Annotated in this window: 26 protein-coding genes; 24 read left to right on the top strand and 2 right to left on the bottom strand. The window is 44.6% G+C overall.

Going from position 1 to position 19,633, the window contains the following annotated elements; translation table 11 throughout:
• Positions 1-76: 76 nt before the first annotated feature.
• The 21 genes from spoIIM (at position 77) to ACFQ2J_RS04970 (ending at position 16,845) form a co-directional block, all read left to right on the top strand.
• Complete coding sequence (gene spoIIM, locus ACFQ2J_RS05070; protein ID WP_386057166.1) at positions 77-718, top strand: stage II sporulation protein M; 642 nt, start codon at positions 77-79, stop codon at positions 716-718.
• 127 nt (positions 719-845) lie between these two features.
• Positions 846-1,298, top strand: a complete 453-nt coding sequence (gene fur / locus ACFQ2J_RS05065) for a ferric iron uptake transcriptional regulator (RefSeq protein WP_386057164.1) — start codon at positions 846-848, stop codon at positions 1,296-1,298.
• 206 nt (positions 1,299-1,504) lie between these two features.
• Positions 1,505-1,723 carry a DUF4227 family protein gene (locus ACFQ2J_RS05060; RefSeq protein ID WP_386057163.1) on the top strand — a complete coding sequence of 73 codons (219 nt, stop codon included), beginning with the start codon at positions 1,505-1,507 and terminating at the stop codon, positions 1,721-1,723.
• Positions 1,724-1,726: 3 nt separating this feature from the next.
• Positions 1,727-2,614, top strand: a complete 888-nt coding sequence (xerD, locus tag ACFQ2J_RS05055; RefSeq protein WP_386057161.1) for a site-specific tyrosine recombinase XerD — start codon at positions 1,727-1,729, stop codon at positions 2,612-2,614.
• Positions 2,615-2,762: 148 nt separating this feature from the next.
• Complete coding sequence (gene deoB, locus ACFQ2J_RS05050; protein ID WP_386057159.1) at positions 2,763-3,941, top strand: phosphopentomutase; 1,179 nt, start codon at positions 2,763-2,765, stop codon at positions 3,939-3,941.
• A gap of 21 nt (positions 3,942-3,962) precedes the next feature.
• Positions 3,963-4,784: a purine-nucleoside phosphorylase gene (locus ACFQ2J_RS05045; RefSeq protein WP_386057158.1), complete on the top strand. Its 822-nt coding sequence runs from the start codon at positions 3,963-3,965 to the stop codon at positions 4,782-4,784.
• A gap of 27 nt (positions 4,785-4,811) precedes the next feature.
• The gene (locus ACFQ2J_RS05040) at positions 4,812-6,116 is read left to right on the top strand and encodes a pyrimidine-nucleoside phosphorylase (RefSeq protein ID WP_386057156.1); all 1,305 of its coding nucleotides are present in this window, start codon (positions 4,812-4,814) and stop codon (positions 6,114-6,116) included.
• Positions 6,117-6,324: 208 nt separating this feature from the next.
• On the top strand, positions 6,325-7,491 hold the full coding sequence (locus ACFQ2J_RS05035; protein ID WP_386057155.1) for a D-alanyl-D-alanine carboxypeptidase family protein: 1,167 nt from the start codon (positions 6,325-6,327) through the stop codon (positions 7,489-7,491).
• Between the two features lie 119 nt (positions 7,492-7,610).
• The gene (spoIIAA, locus tag ACFQ2J_RS05030) at positions 7,611-7,964 is read left to right on the top strand and encodes an anti-sigma F factor antagonist (RefSeq protein ID WP_386057153.1); all 354 of its coding nucleotides are present in this window, start codon (positions 7,611-7,613) and stop codon (positions 7,962-7,964) included.
• Positions 7,961-8,401 (top strand): anti-sigma F factor, encoded by a 441-nt coding sequence (gene spoIIAB / locus ACFQ2J_RS05025; protein ID WP_386057151.1) that lies wholly within the window; start codon positions 7,961-7,963, stop codon positions 8,399-8,401. Before spoIIAA ends, spoIIAB begins: the two co-directional genes overlap by 4 nt.
• Before the next feature lie 11 nt (positions 8,402-8,412).
• Positions 8,413-9,165, top strand: coding sequence for an RNA polymerase sporulation sigma factor SigF (sigF, locus tag ACFQ2J_RS05020; RefSeq protein ID WP_386057149.1), 753 nt, complete (start codon positions 8,413-8,415; stop codon positions 9,163-9,165).
• Between the two features lie 150 nt (positions 9,166-9,315).
• Positions 9,316-9,939, top strand: coding sequence for a stage V sporulation protein AA (locus tag ACFQ2J_RS05015; protein ID WP_386057147.1), 624 nt, complete (start codon positions 9,316-9,318; stop codon positions 9,937-9,939).
• Positions 9,920-10,336 (top strand): stage V sporulation protein AB, encoded by a 417-nt coding sequence (locus tag ACFQ2J_RS05010; RefSeq protein WP_386057145.1) that lies wholly within the window; start codon positions 9,920-9,922, stop codon positions 10,334-10,336. The genes ACFQ2J_RS05015 and ACFQ2J_RS05010 overlap by 20 nt, the downstream gene beginning before the upstream one ends.
• A gap of 13 nt (positions 10,337-10,349) precedes the next feature.
• A complete protein-coding gene (gene spoVAC / locus ACFQ2J_RS05005) occupies positions 10,350-10,805 on the top strand; it encodes a stage V sporulation protein AC (RefSeq protein WP_386057144.1) in 456 nt (151 codons plus the stop codon).
• A gap of 12 nt (positions 10,806-10,817) precedes the next feature.
• Entirely contained in the window at positions 10,818-11,834 is a 1,017-nt protein-coding gene (gene spoVAD, locus ACFQ2J_RS05000; protein WP_386057142.1) for a stage V sporulation protein AD, read from the top strand.
• Positions 11,831-12,181, top strand: coding sequence for a stage V sporulation protein AE (gene spoVAE / locus ACFQ2J_RS04995; protein WP_386057140.1), 351 nt, complete (start codon positions 11,831-11,833; stop codon positions 12,179-12,181). The genes spoVAD and spoVAE overlap by 4 nt, the downstream gene beginning before the upstream one ends.
• 32 nt (positions 12,182-12,213) lie before the next feature.
• Positions 12,214-13,680 (top strand): spore germination protein, encoded by a 1,467-nt coding sequence (locus ACFQ2J_RS04990; protein WP_386057138.1) that lies wholly within the window; start codon positions 12,214-12,216, stop codon positions 13,678-13,680.
• A 189-nt stretch (positions 13,681-13,869) separates the two neighbouring features.
• Positions 13,870-15,177, top strand: coding sequence for a diaminopimelate decarboxylase (lysA, locus tag ACFQ2J_RS04985; RefSeq protein ID WP_386057137.1), 1,308 nt, complete (start codon positions 13,870-13,872; stop codon positions 15,175-15,177).
• Positions 15,178-15,182: 5 nt separating this feature from the next.
• Entirely contained in the window at positions 15,183-15,620 is a 438-nt protein-coding gene (locus ACFQ2J_RS04980) for a peptidylprolyl isomerase (protein WP_386057135.1), read from the top strand.
• 95 nt (positions 15,621-15,715) lie between these two features.
• Positions 15,716-16,168, top strand: coding sequence for a site-2 protease family protein (locus tag ACFQ2J_RS04975; RefSeq protein WP_386057133.1), 453 nt, complete (start codon positions 15,716-15,718; stop codon positions 16,166-16,168).
• 305 nt (positions 16,169-16,473) lie between these two features.
• On the top strand, positions 16,474-16,845 hold the full coding sequence (locus ACFQ2J_RS04970) for a GNAT family N-acetyltransferase (RefSeq protein WP_386057131.1): 372 nt from the start codon (positions 16,474-16,476) through the stop codon (positions 16,843-16,845).
• A 79-nt stretch (positions 16,846-16,924) separates the two neighbouring features.
• Here ACFQ2J_RS04970 and ACFQ2J_RS04965 read toward each other — a convergent pair whose 3' ends face one another.
• Both ACFQ2J_RS04965 and ACFQ2J_RS04960 read right to left on the bottom strand, forming a co-directional pair.
• Positions 16,925-17,446: a DUF309 domain-containing protein gene (locus ACFQ2J_RS04965; RefSeq protein ID WP_386057129.1), complete on the bottom strand. Its 522-nt coding sequence runs from the start codon at positions 17,444-17,446 to the stop codon at positions 16,925-16,927.
• 128 nt (positions 17,447-17,574) lie between these two features.
• The gene (locus ACFQ2J_RS04960; RefSeq protein WP_386058349.1) at positions 17,575-17,661 is read right to left on the bottom strand and encodes a YjcZ family sporulation protein; all 87 of its coding nucleotides are present in this window, start codon (positions 17,659-17,661) and stop codon (positions 17,575-17,577) included.
• A 133-nt stretch (positions 17,662-17,794) separates the two neighbouring features.
• On the opposite strand from ACFQ2J_RS04960, the gene ACFQ2J_RS04955 reads away from it, so the two are divergent.
• The 3 genes from ACFQ2J_RS04955 to ACFQ2J_RS04945 are packed head-to-tail and all read left to right on the top strand — an operon-like array spanning position 17,795 to position 19,627.
• Positions 17,795-18,538: a segregation/condensation protein A gene (locus ACFQ2J_RS04955; protein WP_386057127.1), complete on the top strand. Its 744-nt coding sequence runs from the start codon at positions 17,795-17,797 to the stop codon at positions 18,536-18,538.
• Positions 18,538-19,155 (top strand): SMC-Scp complex subunit ScpB, encoded by a 618-nt coding sequence (gene scpB, locus ACFQ2J_RS04950; RefSeq protein ID WP_386057125.1) that lies wholly within the window; start codon positions 18,538-18,540, stop codon positions 19,153-19,155. The genes ACFQ2J_RS04955 and scpB overlap by 1 nt, the downstream gene beginning before the upstream one ends.
• Before the next feature lie 58 nt (positions 19,156-19,213).
• Complete coding sequence (locus ACFQ2J_RS04945) at positions 19,214-19,627, top strand: hypothetical protein (RefSeq protein WP_386057123.1); 414 nt, start codon at positions 19,214-19,216, stop codon at positions 19,625-19,627.
• Positions 19,628-19,633: the final 6 nt, after the last annotated feature.

The following is a 19,633-nucleotide window of genomic DNA, read 5'->3' as shown; positions in this document are numbered from 1 at the left end:
GTAGAAAGCTTGGTCTACTTTCCTCATCCTGTTCATAGAGTTGTAATAGATAGCGGATGAAGGGATGGGAATTCACATGTACGTCCAGCAACGAGCGATGAAAAATCATGTAGCTGCATATATGAACATTTATGTATTCATCTCCGTACTGTTTCTGATTGGAATCATATTCGGAGCTGTCATTGTAAACAGCATGAATGTCATACAGAAACAGGATCTTTACTTTTATTTGAATCAATTTTTCAAACAGACGACGGACGGTACTTCCATCGCAATGCCGGCATTATTCTGGGACAGTCTTTTTTATCACTTGAAATACATGCTCTTGATTTTTATTTTAGGTATATCTGTGATCGGTATGCCGATCATCACAGTACTGTTATTCATCAAAGGGCTCGTTGTCGGCTTTTCTGTAGGTTTCCTCGTGAATCAGATGGGGTGGTACGGTTTTTTGATTTCATCTGTATCGATTGCACCTCAGAACCTGTTGATCATCCCGATTTATTTGATCGCAGGAGCGATAGCGATGATATTTTCAATCGCATTGTTCAGACAGTTGTTCTCAAAGCGGATGCACCAGCCCGTGATGCGTCTATTCGTCCAATATGGAACAATCTTTCTCCTGTTGTTCGCCTGCCTGATTGTGGCAGCATTCATAGAAGCCTTCATCGCAAGCCAAGGACTCGAAGCGATTGTCCAATGGATCTACGCAAAGTGAAGCTCTTTAATTGAGAATGAAAATCATTTAATTGTGTTTTTTACTTTCAGATTATAATTATTTTAATTTGACACCAGTTCCTTCTCTGCATATAATTAAGTTGGAATGGCAAGGGAGGGACGCATACGTGGAACATCGCATTGACAAGATCAAAAAGCAGTTGCATTCTCAAAGTTATAAGCTGACCCCGCAGCGTGAGGCTACCGTAAGGGTCTTATTGGAAAATGAAGAGGATCATTTAAGTGCAGAAGATGTCTACCTCCTAGTGAAAGAGAAGGCGCCGGAAATCGGCCTTGCCACCGTTTATCGTACATTGGAATTGTTATCAGAGTTGAAAGTCGTCGACAAAATCAACTTTGGTGACGGTGTTTCCCGTTATGATTTACGTAAGGAAGGTGCGGAGCATTTTCACCACCACCTGGTCTGCATAGAATGTGGAGCAGTGGAGGAGATTGAAGAGGATCTGTTAGGTGACGTGGAGAAGCTGGTGGAAACCCAGTGGGGATTCCAGGTGAAAGACCACAGACTTACCTTCCATGGGGTATGCCGTGTGTGCCAAGAGGTAACGGTTAAAGCTTAAAAATTGTAAATGGATGTAAGGTGAATGCGATCGCGTATTCACCTTTTGTTGTTCAAGTCGATTACATGGTGCACTACGGGCAATGAAAATGTTTTCTTTACAATGTAAACGAAATCATGTAGGTTAATGGTAGAATGGCTCCTTTGATGTATAAATCCTTTCGTCCAGCATAGTTTGATAATGAGGATGACAAAGGAGTTTTGCTCATGGGACAAGCTAAATCTTTTATGTTGGATACATTTAAAGTGATGGCCGTGTTTGTAGTATGCACGTCTTTTTTCTATGTAGCATTGCGGATGGTCCATATGGAATATGAACGTCAGCATCGATATGACCCTCCTCAAGGTTCTGCAGTGAAAGTTTTCAATCAGGACCAGATGGATTGGGCAGAGAGGTTATCAATCTTTTATCAATTGGGAGAGTAGAAGATGCAGCATGCATTAGAGGATTTTTTTCACTATTTGACAGTGGAGAGAGGACTTTCAGATAATACGATCAAATCCTATAAACGGGATTTGAATCAGTACCAGACCTTTTTATCTGCATCCTTGCAGCTTGAGAGCTGGGAGGATGTTACAAGGAACCAAATTATGAGATATCTGCATCATTTGAACGATCAGGATCGATCGGCAGCCACCATTGCGCGTTTGCTTTCATCGGTCAGGCTGTTCCATCAGTTCCTCGTCAGGGAGAAGCTTGCCGGACAGGACCCTAGCCTACATATCGAAACGCCGAAAAAGGATCGAAAGCTGCCAAAGGTGCTTTCTTCCGATGAAGTGGAAAAACTTCTTCAGCTCCCAGGTGACGATCCACTTACCATCCGGAACCGTGCCATGCTGGAAATGCTTTATGCCACAGGGCTCAGGGTCTCGGAACTGATGGGATTGAAGGTGACAGACCTCCATTTGACGATGGGGTTCGTCCGTTGCATGGGGAAAGGCTCAAAAGAGAGGATCATTCCACTTGGGGATATGGCGAAAGAAGCTGTGGAAGATTATCTTGATCGGGCACGCAGTCCATTGGTTAAAGGAAAGCGGACCGAAGAACTGTTTGTCAATCAGCACGGAAGACCACTGTCACGGCAGGGATTCTGGAAAATCCTGAAAGCGATTGCTGTTCAGGCAGGTGTCAAAAAGGAAATCACGCCGCATACGCTGAGACATTCCTTTGCAACCCATTTGCTGGAAAACGGTGCCGATCTGAGAGCAGTCCAGGAAATGCTTGGGCACGCAGACATTTCGACCACCCAAATCTATACGCATGTGACAAAGACCAGGTTGAAGGATGTGTACCGTTCCTATCACCCTAGAGCATAAGAAAAAGCTACCATTCGGCTCTGCTGAGAGTTCGTCCAGCAGAGACCGGATTTCTTTATCAACTTAGTTGTCTGACATCATACGTCTTAAGAATGGAAGCATGAATTTTTCATTAAAAGGGAAGTTAATTTCATAGGAGGGATTCGTAATGAGTAATTTTAACAGGGTATTTTTAGTCGTAATGGATTCAGTAGGAATCGGGGAGGCGCCTGATGCGGAACAATTCAACGACAAAGGTGCGGACACATTGGGGCATATCGCAGATCATATGAATGGTCTCAAGATGCCGAATATGGGAAGTCTAGGCTTGAGTAACATCCGTGAAATCAAAGGCATCGAAAAGGCTGCAGCACCAAAAGCGCACTATACAACGATGAGAGAAGCTTCCAACGGCAAGGATACGATGACAGGTCACTGGGAGATCATGGGATTGCATATCGATCAGCCATTCCGTACATTCCCGCAAGGCTTCCCTGATGAATTGCTGAATGAACTGGAAGAAAAGACAGGAAGGAAAATCATCGGTAACAAACCTGCTTCCGGAACCGAGATCATCAAGGAGCTAGGAGAGGAGCATATGGAAACCGGCGCTTTGATCGTTTATACTTCAGCGGATTCCGTATTGCAGATTGCTGCCCATGAGGACATTGTTCCAATTGAAGAACAGTATAAAATATGTGAAATCGCCCGTGAATTGACACTGGATGAGAAGTACATGGTAGGCCGTATAATTGCTCGTCCATTTGTAGGGAAGCCAGGAGCATTCGAACGAACTTCCAACCGTCACGATTATGCTTTGAAGCCATTCGGTCGTACGGTCATGAACGATTTGGCTGATGATGGCTATGATGTTGTAGCATTAGGTAAGATTTCCGACATCTATGATGGAGAGGGAGTTACAGAAGCAATCCGTACGACGGACAACATGGACGGAATGGACAAACTTGTATCCTCCATGGATAAAGAATTCAAAGGATTGAACTTCCTGAACCTGGTCGACTTTGATGCGAAATACGGTCACCGAAGAGATCCTCAAGGGTATGGAGAGGCATTGGAAGCGTATGATGCCCGTCTACCTGAAGTCCTAGAGAAAATGAAGGAAGATGATTTGTTGATCATTACTGCGGACCACGGAAATGATCCTGTCCACCACGGAACAGATCACACAAGAGAATTGGTACCGCTGATCGTCTACCATAAAGGAATCGAGCAAGGGAAAGAATTGGATCAGCGAATGACTTTTGCCGATATCGGAGCTACAGTCGCAGATAATTTCAACGTCAAATTGCCAGAACACGGAAAAAGCTTTTTAAACGAAATCAAGTAAGTTTACATGGGAGTGAAGAAAATGAATCGTAATCAAATGAAAGAAGCAGCATCCTTTATCAATGAAAAAATTGAAAAACAACCGACTGTGGGCTTGATCCTTGGGTCTGGACTAGGGGTTCTAGCAGATGAAATCACTGAACCGGTCGTCATCCCTTACAGTGAGATCCCGCACTTCCCTCAGTCGACTGTCGAGGGGCACAAAGGCCAGCTTGTTATCGGTGATCTGGAAGGCAAGCAGGTCATCGCAATGCAAGGCAGATTCCATTACTACGAAGGATATGACATGAAACAAGTCACTTTCCCTGTTCGCGTAATGAAGGAGCTTGGGATCGACACATTGTTCGTTACGAACGCTGCCGGCGGCGTAAACGAGAGTTTCCAGCCGGGTAACCTGATGATCATCGAAGATCATATCAATAACATGGGCGACAACCCGCTTCTAGGGAAAAATGATAATGAACTTGGCGACAGATTCCCGGATATGTCACAGGCATACAGCCGTGAACTGATCAAGCATGCGGAAGCTTGTGCAGATAAGCTTGATTTGAAGATTCAAAAAGGGGTTTACGTTGGAAATACCGGACCTTCTTATGAAACAGGGGCAGAAGTGCGTATGCTTCGCACGCTCGGTGGGGACGCAGTAGGTATGTCAACAGTACCGGAAGTAATCGTGGCTAGCCATGCTGGCATCCGTGTGTTGGGAATCTCCTGCATCTCCAACATGGCTGCCGGAATTCTCGATCAGCCATTGACACATGATGAAGTGATTGAAACGACAGCACAGGTACGTCAGGACTTCCTAAGCTTTGTAAAAGAAACATTGAAGACGTTACCTGCATAAAGGGACTGGAAAGGGAGTAATTTTCTTATGAGAATGTATGACTTGATTGCAAAAAAACGCGACGGACACGAACTAAGTAAAGAAGAAATCGACTTCTTTGTTGAGAACTATACAAGTGGAGATATCCCGGATTATCAGGCAAGTGCATTATGTATGGCCATCTTCTTTCAGGACATGACGACAGATGAACGTGCACACTTGACGACGGCAATGGTTGATTCCGGAGATACGATCGACTTATCATCGATTGAAGGAATCAAAGTTGATAAACACTCTACCGGAGGTGTTGGGGACACAACGACACTGATCCTCGCACCATTGGTCGCATCACTTGGAGCACCCGTTGCGAAGATGAGTGGACGCGGGTTAGGCCACACCGGAGGGACGATCGATAAATTGGAAGCTGTCCCAGGCTTCCACGTTGAAATCGATAAGCAGGAATTTATCGACCTTGTGAATAAAAACAAAGTTTCTGTAATCGGACAGACTGGTAACCTGACTCCTGCCGACAAAAAGCTTTATGGTTTGCGTGATGTTACCGCAACGGTCAATTCCATCCCACTGATTGCGAGCTCGATCATGAGTAAAAAAATTGCTGCAGGTGCGGATGCCATCGTGTTAGACGTGAAAACCGGAGCAGGAGCTTTCATGAAGACGCTGGAGGATTCCCGTGAGCTTGCAAAAGCTATGGTAGGCATCGGAAACCGGGTAGGACGCAACACGATGGCCGTCATCTCTGATATGAGCCAGCCGCTCGGCAATGCTATCGGCAACGCGCTTGAAGTTGAAGAAGCGATCGATACATTGAAAGGCAATGGGCCGGAAGACTTGACGGAGCTATGCCTTACGCTTGGAAGTCAGATGGTAGTATTGGCAGGCAAGGCCGATTCACTTGACCATGCGCGTCAATTGTTGAAAGAAAACATCGATAACGGCAAGGCTCTGGAACAATTCCGTACATTCCTGGCATCCCAGGGTGGAGATGGTTCTGTTGTGGATGATCCAAAGAAGATGCCGCAAGCACAATATAAGATTGAACTGCCTTCTCAGAAAGACGGTTATGTTTCCGAAATGGTTGCGGATCAAATCGGGATTTCCGCTATGATGCTTGGAGCAGGCCGGGCTACGAAAGAGTCTGAAATCGATATGGCTGTAGGCCTATATCTCCATAAGAAAATCGGTGACGAAGTGAAAAAAGGTGAATCCCTATTGACCATCTACTCCAATCAGCAAGATGTGGAAGAGGTCAAAACGAAGCTTTATGAAAACATTACAATTAATGAATCATCTATCGAACGTCCGACTTTGGTTCATGAAATGATTACAGAATAAAAAACGTTGAAGCAGACTGGAGATGATCCGGTCTGCTTCTTTTTTTACTGTAACTATTTTTCCTCGATAAAGCAGGATAGGTGCAAAGCCGAAAGACAGGTCAAAAGTACATAAACAAAACTTTTCCAATCGTTTTTCTCCAATGGACGTAATAAAAATTTACTTCATTGGAAAAAATATCTGCAACAACGATTGGAGGGAACAAAGAATGAAGAAAATGATGATCTATCTCATCGCTGCAGCAATGGTGAGTGTAATTTCCGTACCCGTCACAAAAGGACAAGAGTCCAATAATATACAATTGGCGGATGACGCCAAATCAGCAGTATTGTTGGAAAGCAGCAGCGGTGAGGTGTTGTTTGATAAGAACAGTCGTGAAGAGCTTCCCCCTGCAAGCATGACCAAAATCATGACTATGATTCTGATCATGGAAGCGTTGAAGGATGGGAAACTGAAGCTGGATGAGGATGTGCGCGTTAGTGAAAAAGCTGCTTCCATGGGCGGTTCTCAAATTTTCCTTGAGGCTGGAGAAGTGATGAAAGCTGAAGATTTGCTTAAAGGAGTAGCTGTTGCTTCAGGAAATGATGCAAGCGTAGCACTTGCCGAAAGGATTTCAGGCAGCGAGGAAGCATTCGTTGCAGAAATGAATGCGAAAGCGAAAGAAATGGGATTGAAGAATACTCAATTCAAAAATACGACAGGACTTCCTGAAGAAGGGCATTACAGTTCAGCGTACGACATGGCGATGATGGCAAGAGAGCTTCTGAACCATGAATCGATTACTGGATACACTGGGATTTATGAGGATTATTTACGTAAAGGCCAAAAAAATGAATTCTGGCTCGTCAATACAAATAAGCTCGTACGTCATTATGAAGGTGTGGATGGGCTGAAAACCGGCTATACGAACGAAGCGAAGTATTGCCTGACAGCAACTGCAATGAAGGATGGCATGCGGATGATTGCGGTCGTTATGGGCGCAGATACACCGAAAGAGCGAAATGCCAATATAGCAGGAATGCTTGATTATGCATTCAATCAATTTTCTACAGAAAAGCTATTCGACAAAAATTATGTAATGGATACGGTCAATCTTCCGAGAGGAGATCGTGAGCAGTTGAATATCGTAACAAGCAAGGATGTCACCGTGCTCAAGAAGAAGGGGCAGGAATTAAAAGGGTTGACGACAGCAGTCGCATACGAAGAGGACCTCCAGTTGCCGATCAAGAAGGGGGATCACCTCGGTAAGCTGATCGTCCAACAGGGTGGTAAGACTGTCACTGAAGTCCCGCTTGTTGCAGAAAAATCCGTCGATCAAGCAGGTCTGTGGCAACTGTATAAACGCTCGCTAGGGGACATGATGATCAAGCGGTAACGGAAGCTGTCTGTTCTTATCCTCATTTAGCGATTCGCGACTAGTTTTGTCTTGTGGCAGGAAATGACCAGGACAAGAAAGAAAGACTCACTAATGCAAAAGAAAGAGGAGGAAAACTAGTGAGTCTTAATGTGGATTTTGTATTGAAAGAGGACGTGCTGCTTGTTCGTTTGATAGGGGAGCTGGATCATCATGAGGCAGAGTCATTACGTAGCGAATGGCAGGACCTCATCAATCGGAATGGTGTCCGCAACGTAGTATTGAATCTGCAAGGCTTGGCTTTTATGGATAGCTCAGGCTTAGGGGTGATCCTGGGAAGATATAAAGAGATCAATGCTGTAGGCGGAGAAATGGTGATCTGCTCCATTTCGCCGGAGGTCAAACGATTATTCGATTTGTCCGGGATGTTCAAGATCATGAAGCTTGTAGATAATGAGGAATTCGCTTTGGAGATGCTGGGGGTGGCATCATGAAAAATGAAATGAACCTGGAATTTACAAGTATCAGTGCTAATGAGTCCTTTGCGAGGGTGACGGTAGCTGCTTTCGTCAGTCAGCTTGATCCTACGATGGATGAGCTGACTGAAATCAAAACGGTTGTCTCTGAAGCTGTGACCAATGCGATCATTCATGGATATCACGAAAAGCCAGACGGTAAAATCTATATATCGTGCACCCTAAACGATGGAGAAATGGAACTGATGGTACAGGACCACGGTGAAGGAATTTCGGATATCGAAGAGGCGATGGAACCGCTCTATACATCGAAGCCTGAATTGGAGCGCTCAGGAATGGGCTTCACCATCATGGAAAATTTCATGGATCGTGTAGATGTCATCTCGCACCCTGAAAATGGTACGACGGTCCGGATGGTCAAACAACTCTCTACAAATAAAGCGATTTGTAATTAGAGGGCCTGCTGATGAATATGAATACGACCAAAAAACATAAGCGGCTGAAGGATGAGGATGTCAGAGAGCTGATTGCGAAAAGTCAGGATGGAGACCAGGGTGCAAGGGACATGCTGGTGGAGAGGAACGTCCGCCTTGTATGGTCCGTTGTCCAGCGTTATATCCATCGAGGTTACGATCAGGAGGATTTGTTTCAAATTGGTTGTATAGGACTGCTCAAATCCGTCGATAAATTCGACTTGAGCTATGATGTGAAATTTTCCACTTATGCCGTTCCGATGATCATCGGGGAAATTCAACGGTTCATCCGGGACGATGGAAGCGTGAAAGTCAGCAGATCACTTAAGGAAATGAACCATAAAATCCGTAAGAAGAAAGAAGAGCTGACGAAGGAATACGGAAGATCGCCTACCATTGATGAATTGGCCTCGTCGCTGGATATGCTTCCTGAAGACGTTGTCCATGCCGAGGAAGCTGGAAGAGCTCCTCAATCGATCCATGAGACGGTTTATGAGAACGACGGTGATCCAATCACGCTATTGGATCAGATGGCTGATGATGATACGAAGTGGTTCGACAAGATGATCCTTCAGGATGTGATCCGGCAATTGGAAAAGCGTGAAAGACTGATCATCTATTTACGCTATTTCAAAGACCAGACACAAACGGAAGTTGCCGAGCGGCTCGGCATTTCCCAAGTACAGGTGTCGAGACTCGAGAAGAAAATATTGAAAGACATCAAAGAACGGATGGATTCGAGTTAATGTTTTTCTAAAAATAAATTTGTCTGTCAAAAACGCATGGGACGCCATGCGTTTTTCTTTTTGTTTTTCGTCAGTGAGAGAACTGCATGATTTTCCGGTTACTACTCATACTAAAACATGAATCGAACCACTAAGAAAAGGCGTGTGCTTATGTCTGAAATCGTTCACCTGCGTCTAAAACGAAAAGTGCATATGTCAAGTTATCATCCCGTCCTTCTCAAGGACATCGCCTTGGTTTCATGTTCAATCGATCTGAAGGAAAAGTTACGGACACTGCCTTTGCACTATATCACCAAAAAAGATAAGAATATCGTGATCATTGATGGGTTCACCGTTATCCAGCGGTTGAATGAGCTTCACCCAGGATTGGATGTACAGCTGATAGGACCGAATCAATGCATCGTTCAAGTGGAAATGACAAAACGTAGTGCATCCCCTTTGATCATTTTTGGAATATGGCTGTTGCTTTTTATCGGTGCAGCGATGGCAATCATGAATTTTCATTATGATGTTGCTATGGAAGCAGTTCAGCAGAAGCTTCATTTCATGCTTACAGGAGAAGAGAGGAAACACCCTTATTGGATCCAAATTCCATATTCCATTGGGCTTGGACTGGGCATGATTTTATTCTTCAACCATCTCTTTAATAAACGTTTCAATGAGGAGCCAAGCCCGTTGGAGGTGGAAGTGTTCAACTATCAGCAGGATTTGGATAATTACATCGTCCTTCATGAAAATAAGGTGGAATCGAATCATGATGACGATCCTCGTTGAAGTTTTTATCGGATTAGCTGCTGGAATAGCTGTAGGTACTGGTTTTGTGGCATTTTTGACTGTGTTGGGAATCATACCGAGGCTGATGCAGTTATCCAAATCCGAACGCCACCTTCATTCCTACGAATCGGCAGTCATTTGCGGAACGCTTGCAGGAATCTACCTTTCATTCGGTGATGTTCCGATAGATGTTCCAAATCTTGTGCTTGCAGCGTGGGGGTTGTTCCATGGGATTTTTATCGGAATGCTTGCTGCTGCATTGACAGAAGTCCTCAATGTATTTCCGCTATTGACCAAGCGGGTCGGCTTGGAAGATCAACTGCTGATTCTTCTGATGGCACTCGTATTAGGGAAAATCGGAGGGTCGCTTTTTCAGTGGCTCATTTTTGTAAAGTGAAGGAGTACAGATCATGGGAGATAAGTTTGAACAGAAACAGTATTCAAAGACGATAAAGGCTTATCAGCCAAAGCCCAACTATGTGATGAACTGTTTGAAGGCGTTCGTAGTGGGAGGGCTGATTTGTGTACTAGGTGAAGCATTGATGCAATTTTATATCCATGTATTCGATTTTTCCGAAAAGAATGCAGCAAATCCGACAGTGACAACCTTGATTCTGCTGTCTTCGATCCTGACCGGAATCGGAGTTTATGATAAGCTCGGGCAATTTGCCGGAGCAGGATCTGCGGTACCGGTGACTGGATTCGCCAACTCGATCACCTCAGCCGCATTGGAGCATAAAAGCGAAGGCATCGTCCTTGGTGTAGCTACCAACATGTTCAAACTGGCAGGTTCTGTCATCGCCTTCGGTGTAGTTGCGGCGTATGTGTTCGGAATGCTGCGTTATATATTCCAGGCATTATTTTAGGAGGTGTCTCTAATGGCTAAAATGGGTAAGCAATCGTGGTTATACAATCAGCCGATCTATATCAATGAAACGGGGACATCTGTAGGACCTTTGGAAGGGGCCGGACCGCTAGCCAAGTATTTCGACCGGAGTCATGAGGAACTTCACTGCAACGAAGCGAACTGGGAATTGGCGGAACGCAGACTGATGCAGGATGCGGTCGAGCTCTGCCTTCAAAAAGCAGGTAAAGATAAGTCTTCGATCGACATCCTCCTTGCCGGGGATCTGCTGAATCAGAATGTGACTTCAAATTATGTGGCAAAGCAATTGGAAATTCCCTTTATCTGTATGTTCGGTGCATGTTCGACATCGATGGAAACACTTGCAACAAGTGCAGCATTGATAGATGGAGGGTTTGCCAATCAGATTCTGGCAGTCGTCAGCTCCCATAATGCAACGGCAGAGCGTCAATTCCGCTATCCGACTGAATATGGAGGGCAGAAACCGGCAACCGCGACCTTTACAGTAACCGGAAGCGGAGCAGCACTGATCTCTAAAGAAAAATCTTCCGTCAGAATCGAAGCGGCAACGATTGGGAAGGTGATGGATTACGGAATCAAAGACCCGTTCGATATGGGTTCTGCAATGGCACCTGCCGCCTACGATACAATCGTGAACCATATGAAGGATATGGGGAGAATGCCGAGTGATTACGACTTAATCGCCACAGGGGATCTGTCAGGTGTAGGTTCTCCAATCGTCAAAGATATGCTGAAGGAAGATGGATTCAATGTCGATGAAGTTCATAATGATTGCGGGTTGATGATTTATCACAGTGATCAGCCGGTATTTGCTGGGGGAAGTGGGTGCGCTTGTTCCGCTGTCGTCACCTACGGAAAGCTTGTGGAGGACTTGAAAGCGGGCGTGTATAACCGCATTCTCGTCGTTGCGACAGGGGCGCTTATGAGTCCGACCATGGTGCAGCAGAAAGAGACGATCCCAACCATTGCGCATGCCGTCGTGCTCGTCAGAGAGGAGGGAGTGCAATGACATTCCTATGGGCTTTTCTTGTAGGAGGAGGCATTTGTGTCGTCGGTCAACTGATGCTTGATATCTTCAAGCTAACACCAGCCCATGTCATGTCATCCTTCGTAGTCATCGGAGCTCTGTTAGATGCATTCGATTTATACGATAACCTGATCGAGTTTGCAGGTGCTGGAGCCCTCGTTCCCATCACCAGCTTCGGACATTCCCTCCTGCATGGGGCGATGGAACAGACAAGTGATCATGGACTTATCGGGATTGCAATGGGGATATTCCAGCTGACCTCTGCGGGTATTGCCTCAGCAATTTTATTCGGCTTCATCGTTGCGGTCATTTTCAAACCGAAAGGGTAGATGAGGCAGCATTTGTAAAAAGGAGGTAAACCATGACTCAAAAAGAACCGACACCAATTTTTCCTAAATTGGATCAACTCGAAAAGTTCATGAATGATCGCGTCGGGGTGGATGTGTCATTTGATATCGGCTTCCGTAAGCTCGACATCCTCAATGAACGATTATATTTGTACTATGTAACCGGCTTGTGTGATACCGAATACATCATTGAACTTATGAAAGAATTGATGGAAATCGATAAGGCACAAGTAAGACCGAAACACACCTTTGACGTAATCCACAATCACCTTGTCCATCAACAGGTCGAAGTTGCTGACAATATGGAGCAAACGATCACACAGCTGTTGTCCGGGCTCATCGTCATCTTTATGGAAGGGGAGAAGAAAGCGTTCATAGTTGATGTGCGTTCCTATCCAGGCAGGACTCCACAGGAGCCGGATACAGAAAAAGTGGTGCGTGGTTCAAGGGATGGATATACGGAAAACATCATTGAAAATACCGCACTGACACGAAGACGGATCAGAGATGAACGTCTGAGACATGAAATACTTAAAGTTGGAGAAAGGTCCAAAAGTGATGTTTGTATCTCCTATTTGCAGGATGTTGCAGATCCAGGTCTGATCAAACTGATAAAAAAGGAAATTGAAAACATAAAAATCGATGGATTGACGATGGCTGACAAAACGGTTGAAGAGTTTCTTGTCCAGCAGGGATTGAACCCTTTTCCACTAGTCAGGTACACGGAGCGGCCGGATGTAGCAGCTACCCACCTCTTTGAGGGGCATGTCCTCGTGATGGTGGACACGTCACCGAGTATGATCATTACTCCGACAACTTATTTCCATCATGTACAACATGCAGAAGAGTATCGTCAATCCCCTGCAGTCGGGTCATTTGTCAGATGGGTAAGGTTCATCGGAATCCTGGCTTCTGTATTCTTGTTGCCCTTCTGGCTGTTGATGGTTCAGGATCCATCTTTATTACCTCAACCGCTATCTTTTATCGGTCCTAATGAAGAAAGTAGTATTCCTGTCGTCATCCAAATTCTGATTGCAGACATAGGTATCGAATTTCTCAGGATAGCAGCCATACACACGCCAACTCCTTTATCCACCGCCATGGGTCTGATAGCCGCTGTTCTGATCGGACAGATCGCCATTGATGTAGGAATGTTCATTCCAGAGGTCATCCTGTACGTCGCAGTAGCAGCAATCGGCTCTTTCTCTACTCCGAGTTATGAGTTGAGTGTTGCAAATAAGATGAGCAGATTGGTATTGCTTGGTTTGACTGCGTTATTCCATGTGGAAGGGTTCGTAATCGGATTTACCTTATATATCCTGGTCCTTGCACGTACAAAGTCGCTGAACACTCCTTATTTATGGCCGTTTCTCCCTTTCAACGGCAAAGCCTTGATGCAGATTCTGATGCGTTTGTCTGTTCCGTTGGCTAAAGTTCGTCCAAGCATCGTCCATCCACAGAATAATCAGCGCCAACCATGATTTGGCATTGCTGACACATGGAGCTTATGGTAAATTGTAAATACTTTGACGATTGTATATTCCCCTTTATAATCAAGGGGAATATTTTTTTACACTGGAACGATTTTTAGTTTACCGCCAATTATGGCGATAGGCCAAGATTTCTAATTACCTTACATGTTACATAGATCTGCAGGGGAGTCGAACAGAATGAACAATACGATTGTTAACGAGGAAGGTCATCTGGTATTTGGTGGAGTCGATACGGTCCGTTTGGCAGAACAATATGGTACACCTTTATTTGTATATGATGTCGCACGTATAAGGAAAAATGCCAGAGCGTTTGTCCGTACATTCAAAGACAGAGGAATGAAGGCGCAGGTTGCGTATGCCAGCAAGGCATTTTCGTCGATAGCGATGCTGGAGGTGGCAAAACAGGAAGAGCTCAGTCTGGATGTCGTCTCGCAAGGTGAACTGTACACTGCAATCCGAGCCGGCTATCCGATGGATAAAATCCATCTGCATGGAAATAACAAAAGTTTGGAAGAATTGGAGATGGCAGTGGATCATGGAATCGGCTGCATCGTTATCGACAATTTTTACGAAATTGATCTTCTATCTGCAATTCTGCAAGAGAAAAAGAAGACAATGAATGTCCTGCTTCGGGTAACGCCTGGTATTGAAGCGCACACGCATGACTATATCCTGACCGGACAGGAAGATTCCAAGTTCGGCTTCGATTTATCGAGCGGCCAGGCGGAGCTTGCTTATGAAAAGATTGCTAAAGTGGAAAGAATGGAATTGATCGGACTTCATTGTCATATTGGTTCTCAGATCTTTGAAACGAGCGGCTTCGTAATGGCGACGAATAAGTTGTTCGAGGCCATGATCAAGTGGAAAGAAACTTATGGGTTCACAGCTCGCGTATTGAACCTTGGGGGTGGGTTCGGTATTCGTTACACAGATGATGATGCCCCTCTGGAACTCGATACTTATGCGCACGCTCTTATCGATGAAGTACAGAAGTTATCTGATTCCGCCGAATATCCGGTTCCGGAAATATGGATCGAGCCAGGCAGGGCCATTGTAGGTGATGCTGCCATGACTCTATATTCCATCGGATCAGTAAAGGAAATTCCGGGAGTTCGTAAATATATTTCTGTCGATGGGGGAATGACGGACAATCTTCGCCCTGCATTATATCAGGCAAGGTATGAAGCATTCGTTGCAAACAGGATGAACGAACCGGTAAAAGAAAAAGTTTCTGTAGCAGGGAAGTGCTGTGAGTCAGGAGATATGCTAATATGGGATGTGGACGTACCGAGTGTGACCCATCATGATATCTTAGCTGTCATGAGCACGGGAGCGTATGGTTATTCCATGTCGAACAACTATAACCGATTCCCTAAAGCTGCTGTAGTCTTTGTGGAAGACGGTGAGCATCAGCTTGTAATCGAGCGGGAATCCTACGAAGATCTGACACGTTTGGATCGATCCTATGAAAATCGGAAGGGGTAAACAAAATGAAAAAAGGTAGTATTGCATTCGAAACTGGAGAAAAGATTCTGATCGACTTTTATCCGGAAGCAGCACCGAAAACAGTAGAAAATTTTGAAAAGCTTGCAAACAGCGGTTTCTATGATGGTGTAACTTTCCACCGCGTCATCCCAGGTTTTGTAGCACAAGGCGGCGATCCTACGGGAACAGGAGCTGGTGGCCCTGGGTACACAATCAAATGCGAAACAGAAGGAAATCCGCACAAACACGTAGCAGGTTCCCTTTCAATGGCACATGCTGGTAAAGATACTGGAGGAAGCCAGTTCTTCATCGTTCATGAACCACAACCGCACTTGGACGGAGTTCATACAGTGTTTGGTCAGGTGACAGAAGGAATGGATACTGTTCTGGATATCAAACCTGGTGACACGATGAAAGAAGTGAAAGTCTGGGACGAAGAATAAGAAGATGAAATATGCTGACAGCTCTGAGAGTAGATGTAAGACGGGGTTGTCAGCCTCTTTTTATTTGTGAACAACAGAAAAGGAGCGCAAATGCGGTGTTCGATTTTTTTCTTGCCATGTTGTGGATTGCCCCTGTTGGTATTATGATTCATGAACTCGGTCACGGGCTTGCTGCAATCTCGTTGAAGCAGACACAGGCAGTTGTGCGGATCGGATCGGGGAAAAAACTGCTTTCAATTGTTATCGGTACAGTACATATTCAAATTCACGCTGTTTTTTTCTTCGGAGGAACGACCGACAGCATCAGGAATACCCCTTTCTCAAAAAGAGAAGAAGCGTGGATCAGCGTTGGTGGACCTGTCGCTAATCTGATGCTATTCAGTGGATTGTATATATTCCTTCCGGGCGGTCATAATGGAGCTATACAGTTATTGATGCTGTTCAACCTTTATCTTGCTTGCTTCAATCTCATCCCATTCAAGGTGAATGGAAAGATTTCTGACGGGTATCGCGTCATGCAGGCAATATTTCCTGGTCTCTTCAAGTAGACTTGAATAATTCCTTCGGATGGCTTATCCTAATCGAGGGAGTAAACAAGGGCCGCTTCAAAGGGGATATGACAATTGAGAAAAAAACAGATCCTTTTATTTATCACATTGCTTGTTTTAAGCATAGGATGGGGATTATACTACTGGCTGATCATCGCCTGATCATTCGACAAAATCTCCAATTGACAAACTGGTGCGATTCAGTCTTTAATAGATACAACGTTCACTTACGGTTGAATAGGTATGGCAATTTGGGAAGTTCCAAAAGCCGATCATGGAAAGTCACTTTATAATGAGGGGTTATTATGCTGATTCGATATAAAAAGTCATTTGAAAAAATCGCGATGGGATTGCTTTCTTTCATGCCGAGCGAAAAAGATGTCAAAAAACTTCAGCAGACCATTAAAGAATATGAGACGAATGAAGATTGGCAGCTTTTCCTCTGGAAAGAAGAAGATATCCTTGGTGCCATCGGTGTTGAGATTTCTGGGATAGACGTATGTATCCAGCACATCACCGTCAACCCTTCCCATCGGAATATGGGAATTGGCAGGAAAATGGTGCAGGAAGTCAGAGATTTTTATGCGGATGGATATGATGTGCGTGCCAGCGAAGATACTACTGCATTCCTGGAAAAGTGCGCAGACCGTCCTCAAAAAGCTTCCAGTGACATATAAAAGCAGCGCTCACGTCAATAGACGTTGCGCTGCTTTTTTACTGTGTCTATGGTTTAGTCAATTCAAGGCAAAATCCTGGTCACGGTTTTTGATTATTCCGCCGTTTATCCAGCTGGATCTGGCGCTCATCCATTACGTCAGAACGGTCTCTTAGACGGTGTTTATGAACGAGAAAATGGTGATCATTCTCCAGGATTCCCTCATCGTGCCAAGCTTGACACTTTGCTTTGTATAGTTCAACCAGTTCCGGGTCATCAACTGGAAGCTCGACGTGTTGAAAGGGGAGGTTGCTGGCGTAATGCTCCTTTAATTCTTCCATCAGGCGTTGCAATTGGACAGGGTCCAGACCCAGTGATTTCAATTCATTTTCTCTTAGCTTCACTTTGTCATACGATTTTTCGAGTAATCTCTGAGCCCCGGCATGATTTCCTCTCCGGTGATGATATAAGCTGACTGCCAATTGGATAAGTGCGACCCAAACGGAATCCCTTCGTTTCGGCTCGACTTCCTTCCAATGTTCCTCAAGCACTTCATGGCACTCAAAAAAGTCTTTCGTACAGTGGAAATGTGCGAGGTATTCTATGTAAAGAGTCGGATACATAGCATAGTCCTCCTTTATCAGGAATGATACGATTCTATCATACTGCCTGGTGGAGGGCACCTGCAAAAATTTAAAGATAAATGAAAAAGCCATGCAATGCTGCATGGCTCCAGTCGTTCAGTCTGATCTTAGTACAACCAAGCTGCTCCGACAATCACCAAAAGAATGAACAACACAACGATCAACGCGAAACCACTACCATAACCGCCACTCATGAATGAATTCCTCCTTTTTGTATTAACGGAAATCAGTTTTTTTGGTAAGATTTATCTTACGGTATTAATTTATGTCTATCTTACGAATGTGTATGGGCTACTGAACAAAAAATTAGCAGGGAGGAAAGATCTGTTGAATAAAAGCTATCAAGTAAAGGTCGATGCGTTTGAAGGACCGTTGGATCTTCTTCTCCATTTGATCAACCGTTATGAAATCGATATTTATGATATTCCTGTAGCAACGATAACGGAACAATATATGGCCTACATCCATACGATGCAGGTGCTTGAATTGGACGTAGCAAGTGAGTATCTTGTAATGGCGGCAACCTTGCTGGCGATCAAAAGCCAGATGCTGCTTCCGAAGCAGCCTGTCGAATTTGAAGATGAGGATGAGCTTGAGGAAGACCCTCGTGAAGAACTGATGAGAAGATTGATCGAGTACCGGAAATATAAAGAAGCAGCTGCTTCCTTGAAGGATAAAGAGCAAACTGCCAACCACGTGTACACAAGGCAACCCTCGACATTGGAAGAATATATGGAGGAAAAGCCTAAAGTAACTCCGGGAGAAGCCTCGATCTATGACATGTTAGGAGCTTTGTCGAAGCTGTTCCAAAGGAAACAGTGGGAGAAACCTGCCGAAACAAAGGTCCAGCGTGACGAGATTCCGATTCAAACGCGGATGGAAGAAATCATGAAGCAGATCGATGTAAACACAAAGGGTGTCGGCTTCTTCACTTTGTTTCCTGAAAAAACGAGATCACATATCGTCGTCACGTTCATGGCCATCTTGGAACTGATGAAAATCAACCGGCTGACATGTGTGCAGAATAACCATTTTGATGAATTGATCGTGTATAAAATGGAGGACCAGTAATGGATAGGAATGAAATGAAAGGGGTCCTGGAAGGGCTGCTTTTTGCAGCTGGTGAAGAGGGCCTCTCTAAAAAAGCTTTAGCAGAAATAGTAGAAACGGATGCAGAAACGACTGAGCTCACGTTGAAAGAGTTGGAATACGATTACGAGCATGACCATAGGGGTATCAGATTAATGTACGCGAAAGATGTCGTATTTCTATCCACCAAGCCACAGCATGCACCCTACTACAAGAAAATGATTGCAACTCCACAAGCGAGTAAGCTTTCCCAGGCTGCTCTGGAGACGCTGGCGATCATTGCATATCAACAGCCAATCACGAGGGTGGAGATTGAAGAACTGCGTGGGGTGAAGAGTGAGCGAGCAGTGCACACCCTTGTAGTCAGGTCGATGATCGAAGAGGTTGGAAGAAAAGAAGGTATTGGACGTCCGATTTTATATGGGACAACTACAGACTTTCTTACCTATTTCGGTTTGACATCATTGGAAGAGTTACCTCCATTGCCTGAGAATCCTTCTGAAGATATCGAATCGGAAGCAGACTTATTCTTTGATAAGTTCAAAGAAGAGGCAAATGGAGCCTACCAAACGGATGATGAGGAGTTTTCAGAATATTAGAGCATCCTTTCACAGGAACTATGATAGTATAGTACTAAGACGATGTTGGGGGGATTTGATGGAAATACGAGCGAGTCACGGAGAGGAATTGACAAAGTCGCAAGCTGCCTCACCTGAGGAGTTCTTTAACAGGTCTGAAGTTGTATATTTTGATAAAGGCCAGGAACATTCATTGGAATTGTTGTATTTGAGGTACTTCGATGAACGTATGAATGAGTTTATGCCATATGAAGAGAATCCGATCATGAGCTTTGGTGAAACTAAGATCGATGTCAAGGATGTAGCTGCGCTTGTTGCACTCATCAAGAATCCCAGATATAAGCACAAAAGGAAAATCTACATCAATGACTATGATGAATATGCAGAACTATACGCCAATATCAATTGGGAATCTTTGCAGCAGATGCTTCTGAAATTGAGTGATGGCAAACCTTATGAATTAGAATCTACTTTAGCATTCATACATGGATGAATCACA

Origin of the sequence: Thalassobacillus hwangdonensis (assembly GCF_042675915.1) — a bacterium.
GTDB lineage: Bacteria > Bacillota > Bacilli > Bacillales > Halobacillaceae > Thalassobacillus_A > Thalassobacillus_A hwangdonensis.
The sequence above is the reverse complement of the archived record's forward strand: the minus strand, read 5'-3'. Positions and strand labels throughout refer to the sequence as shown.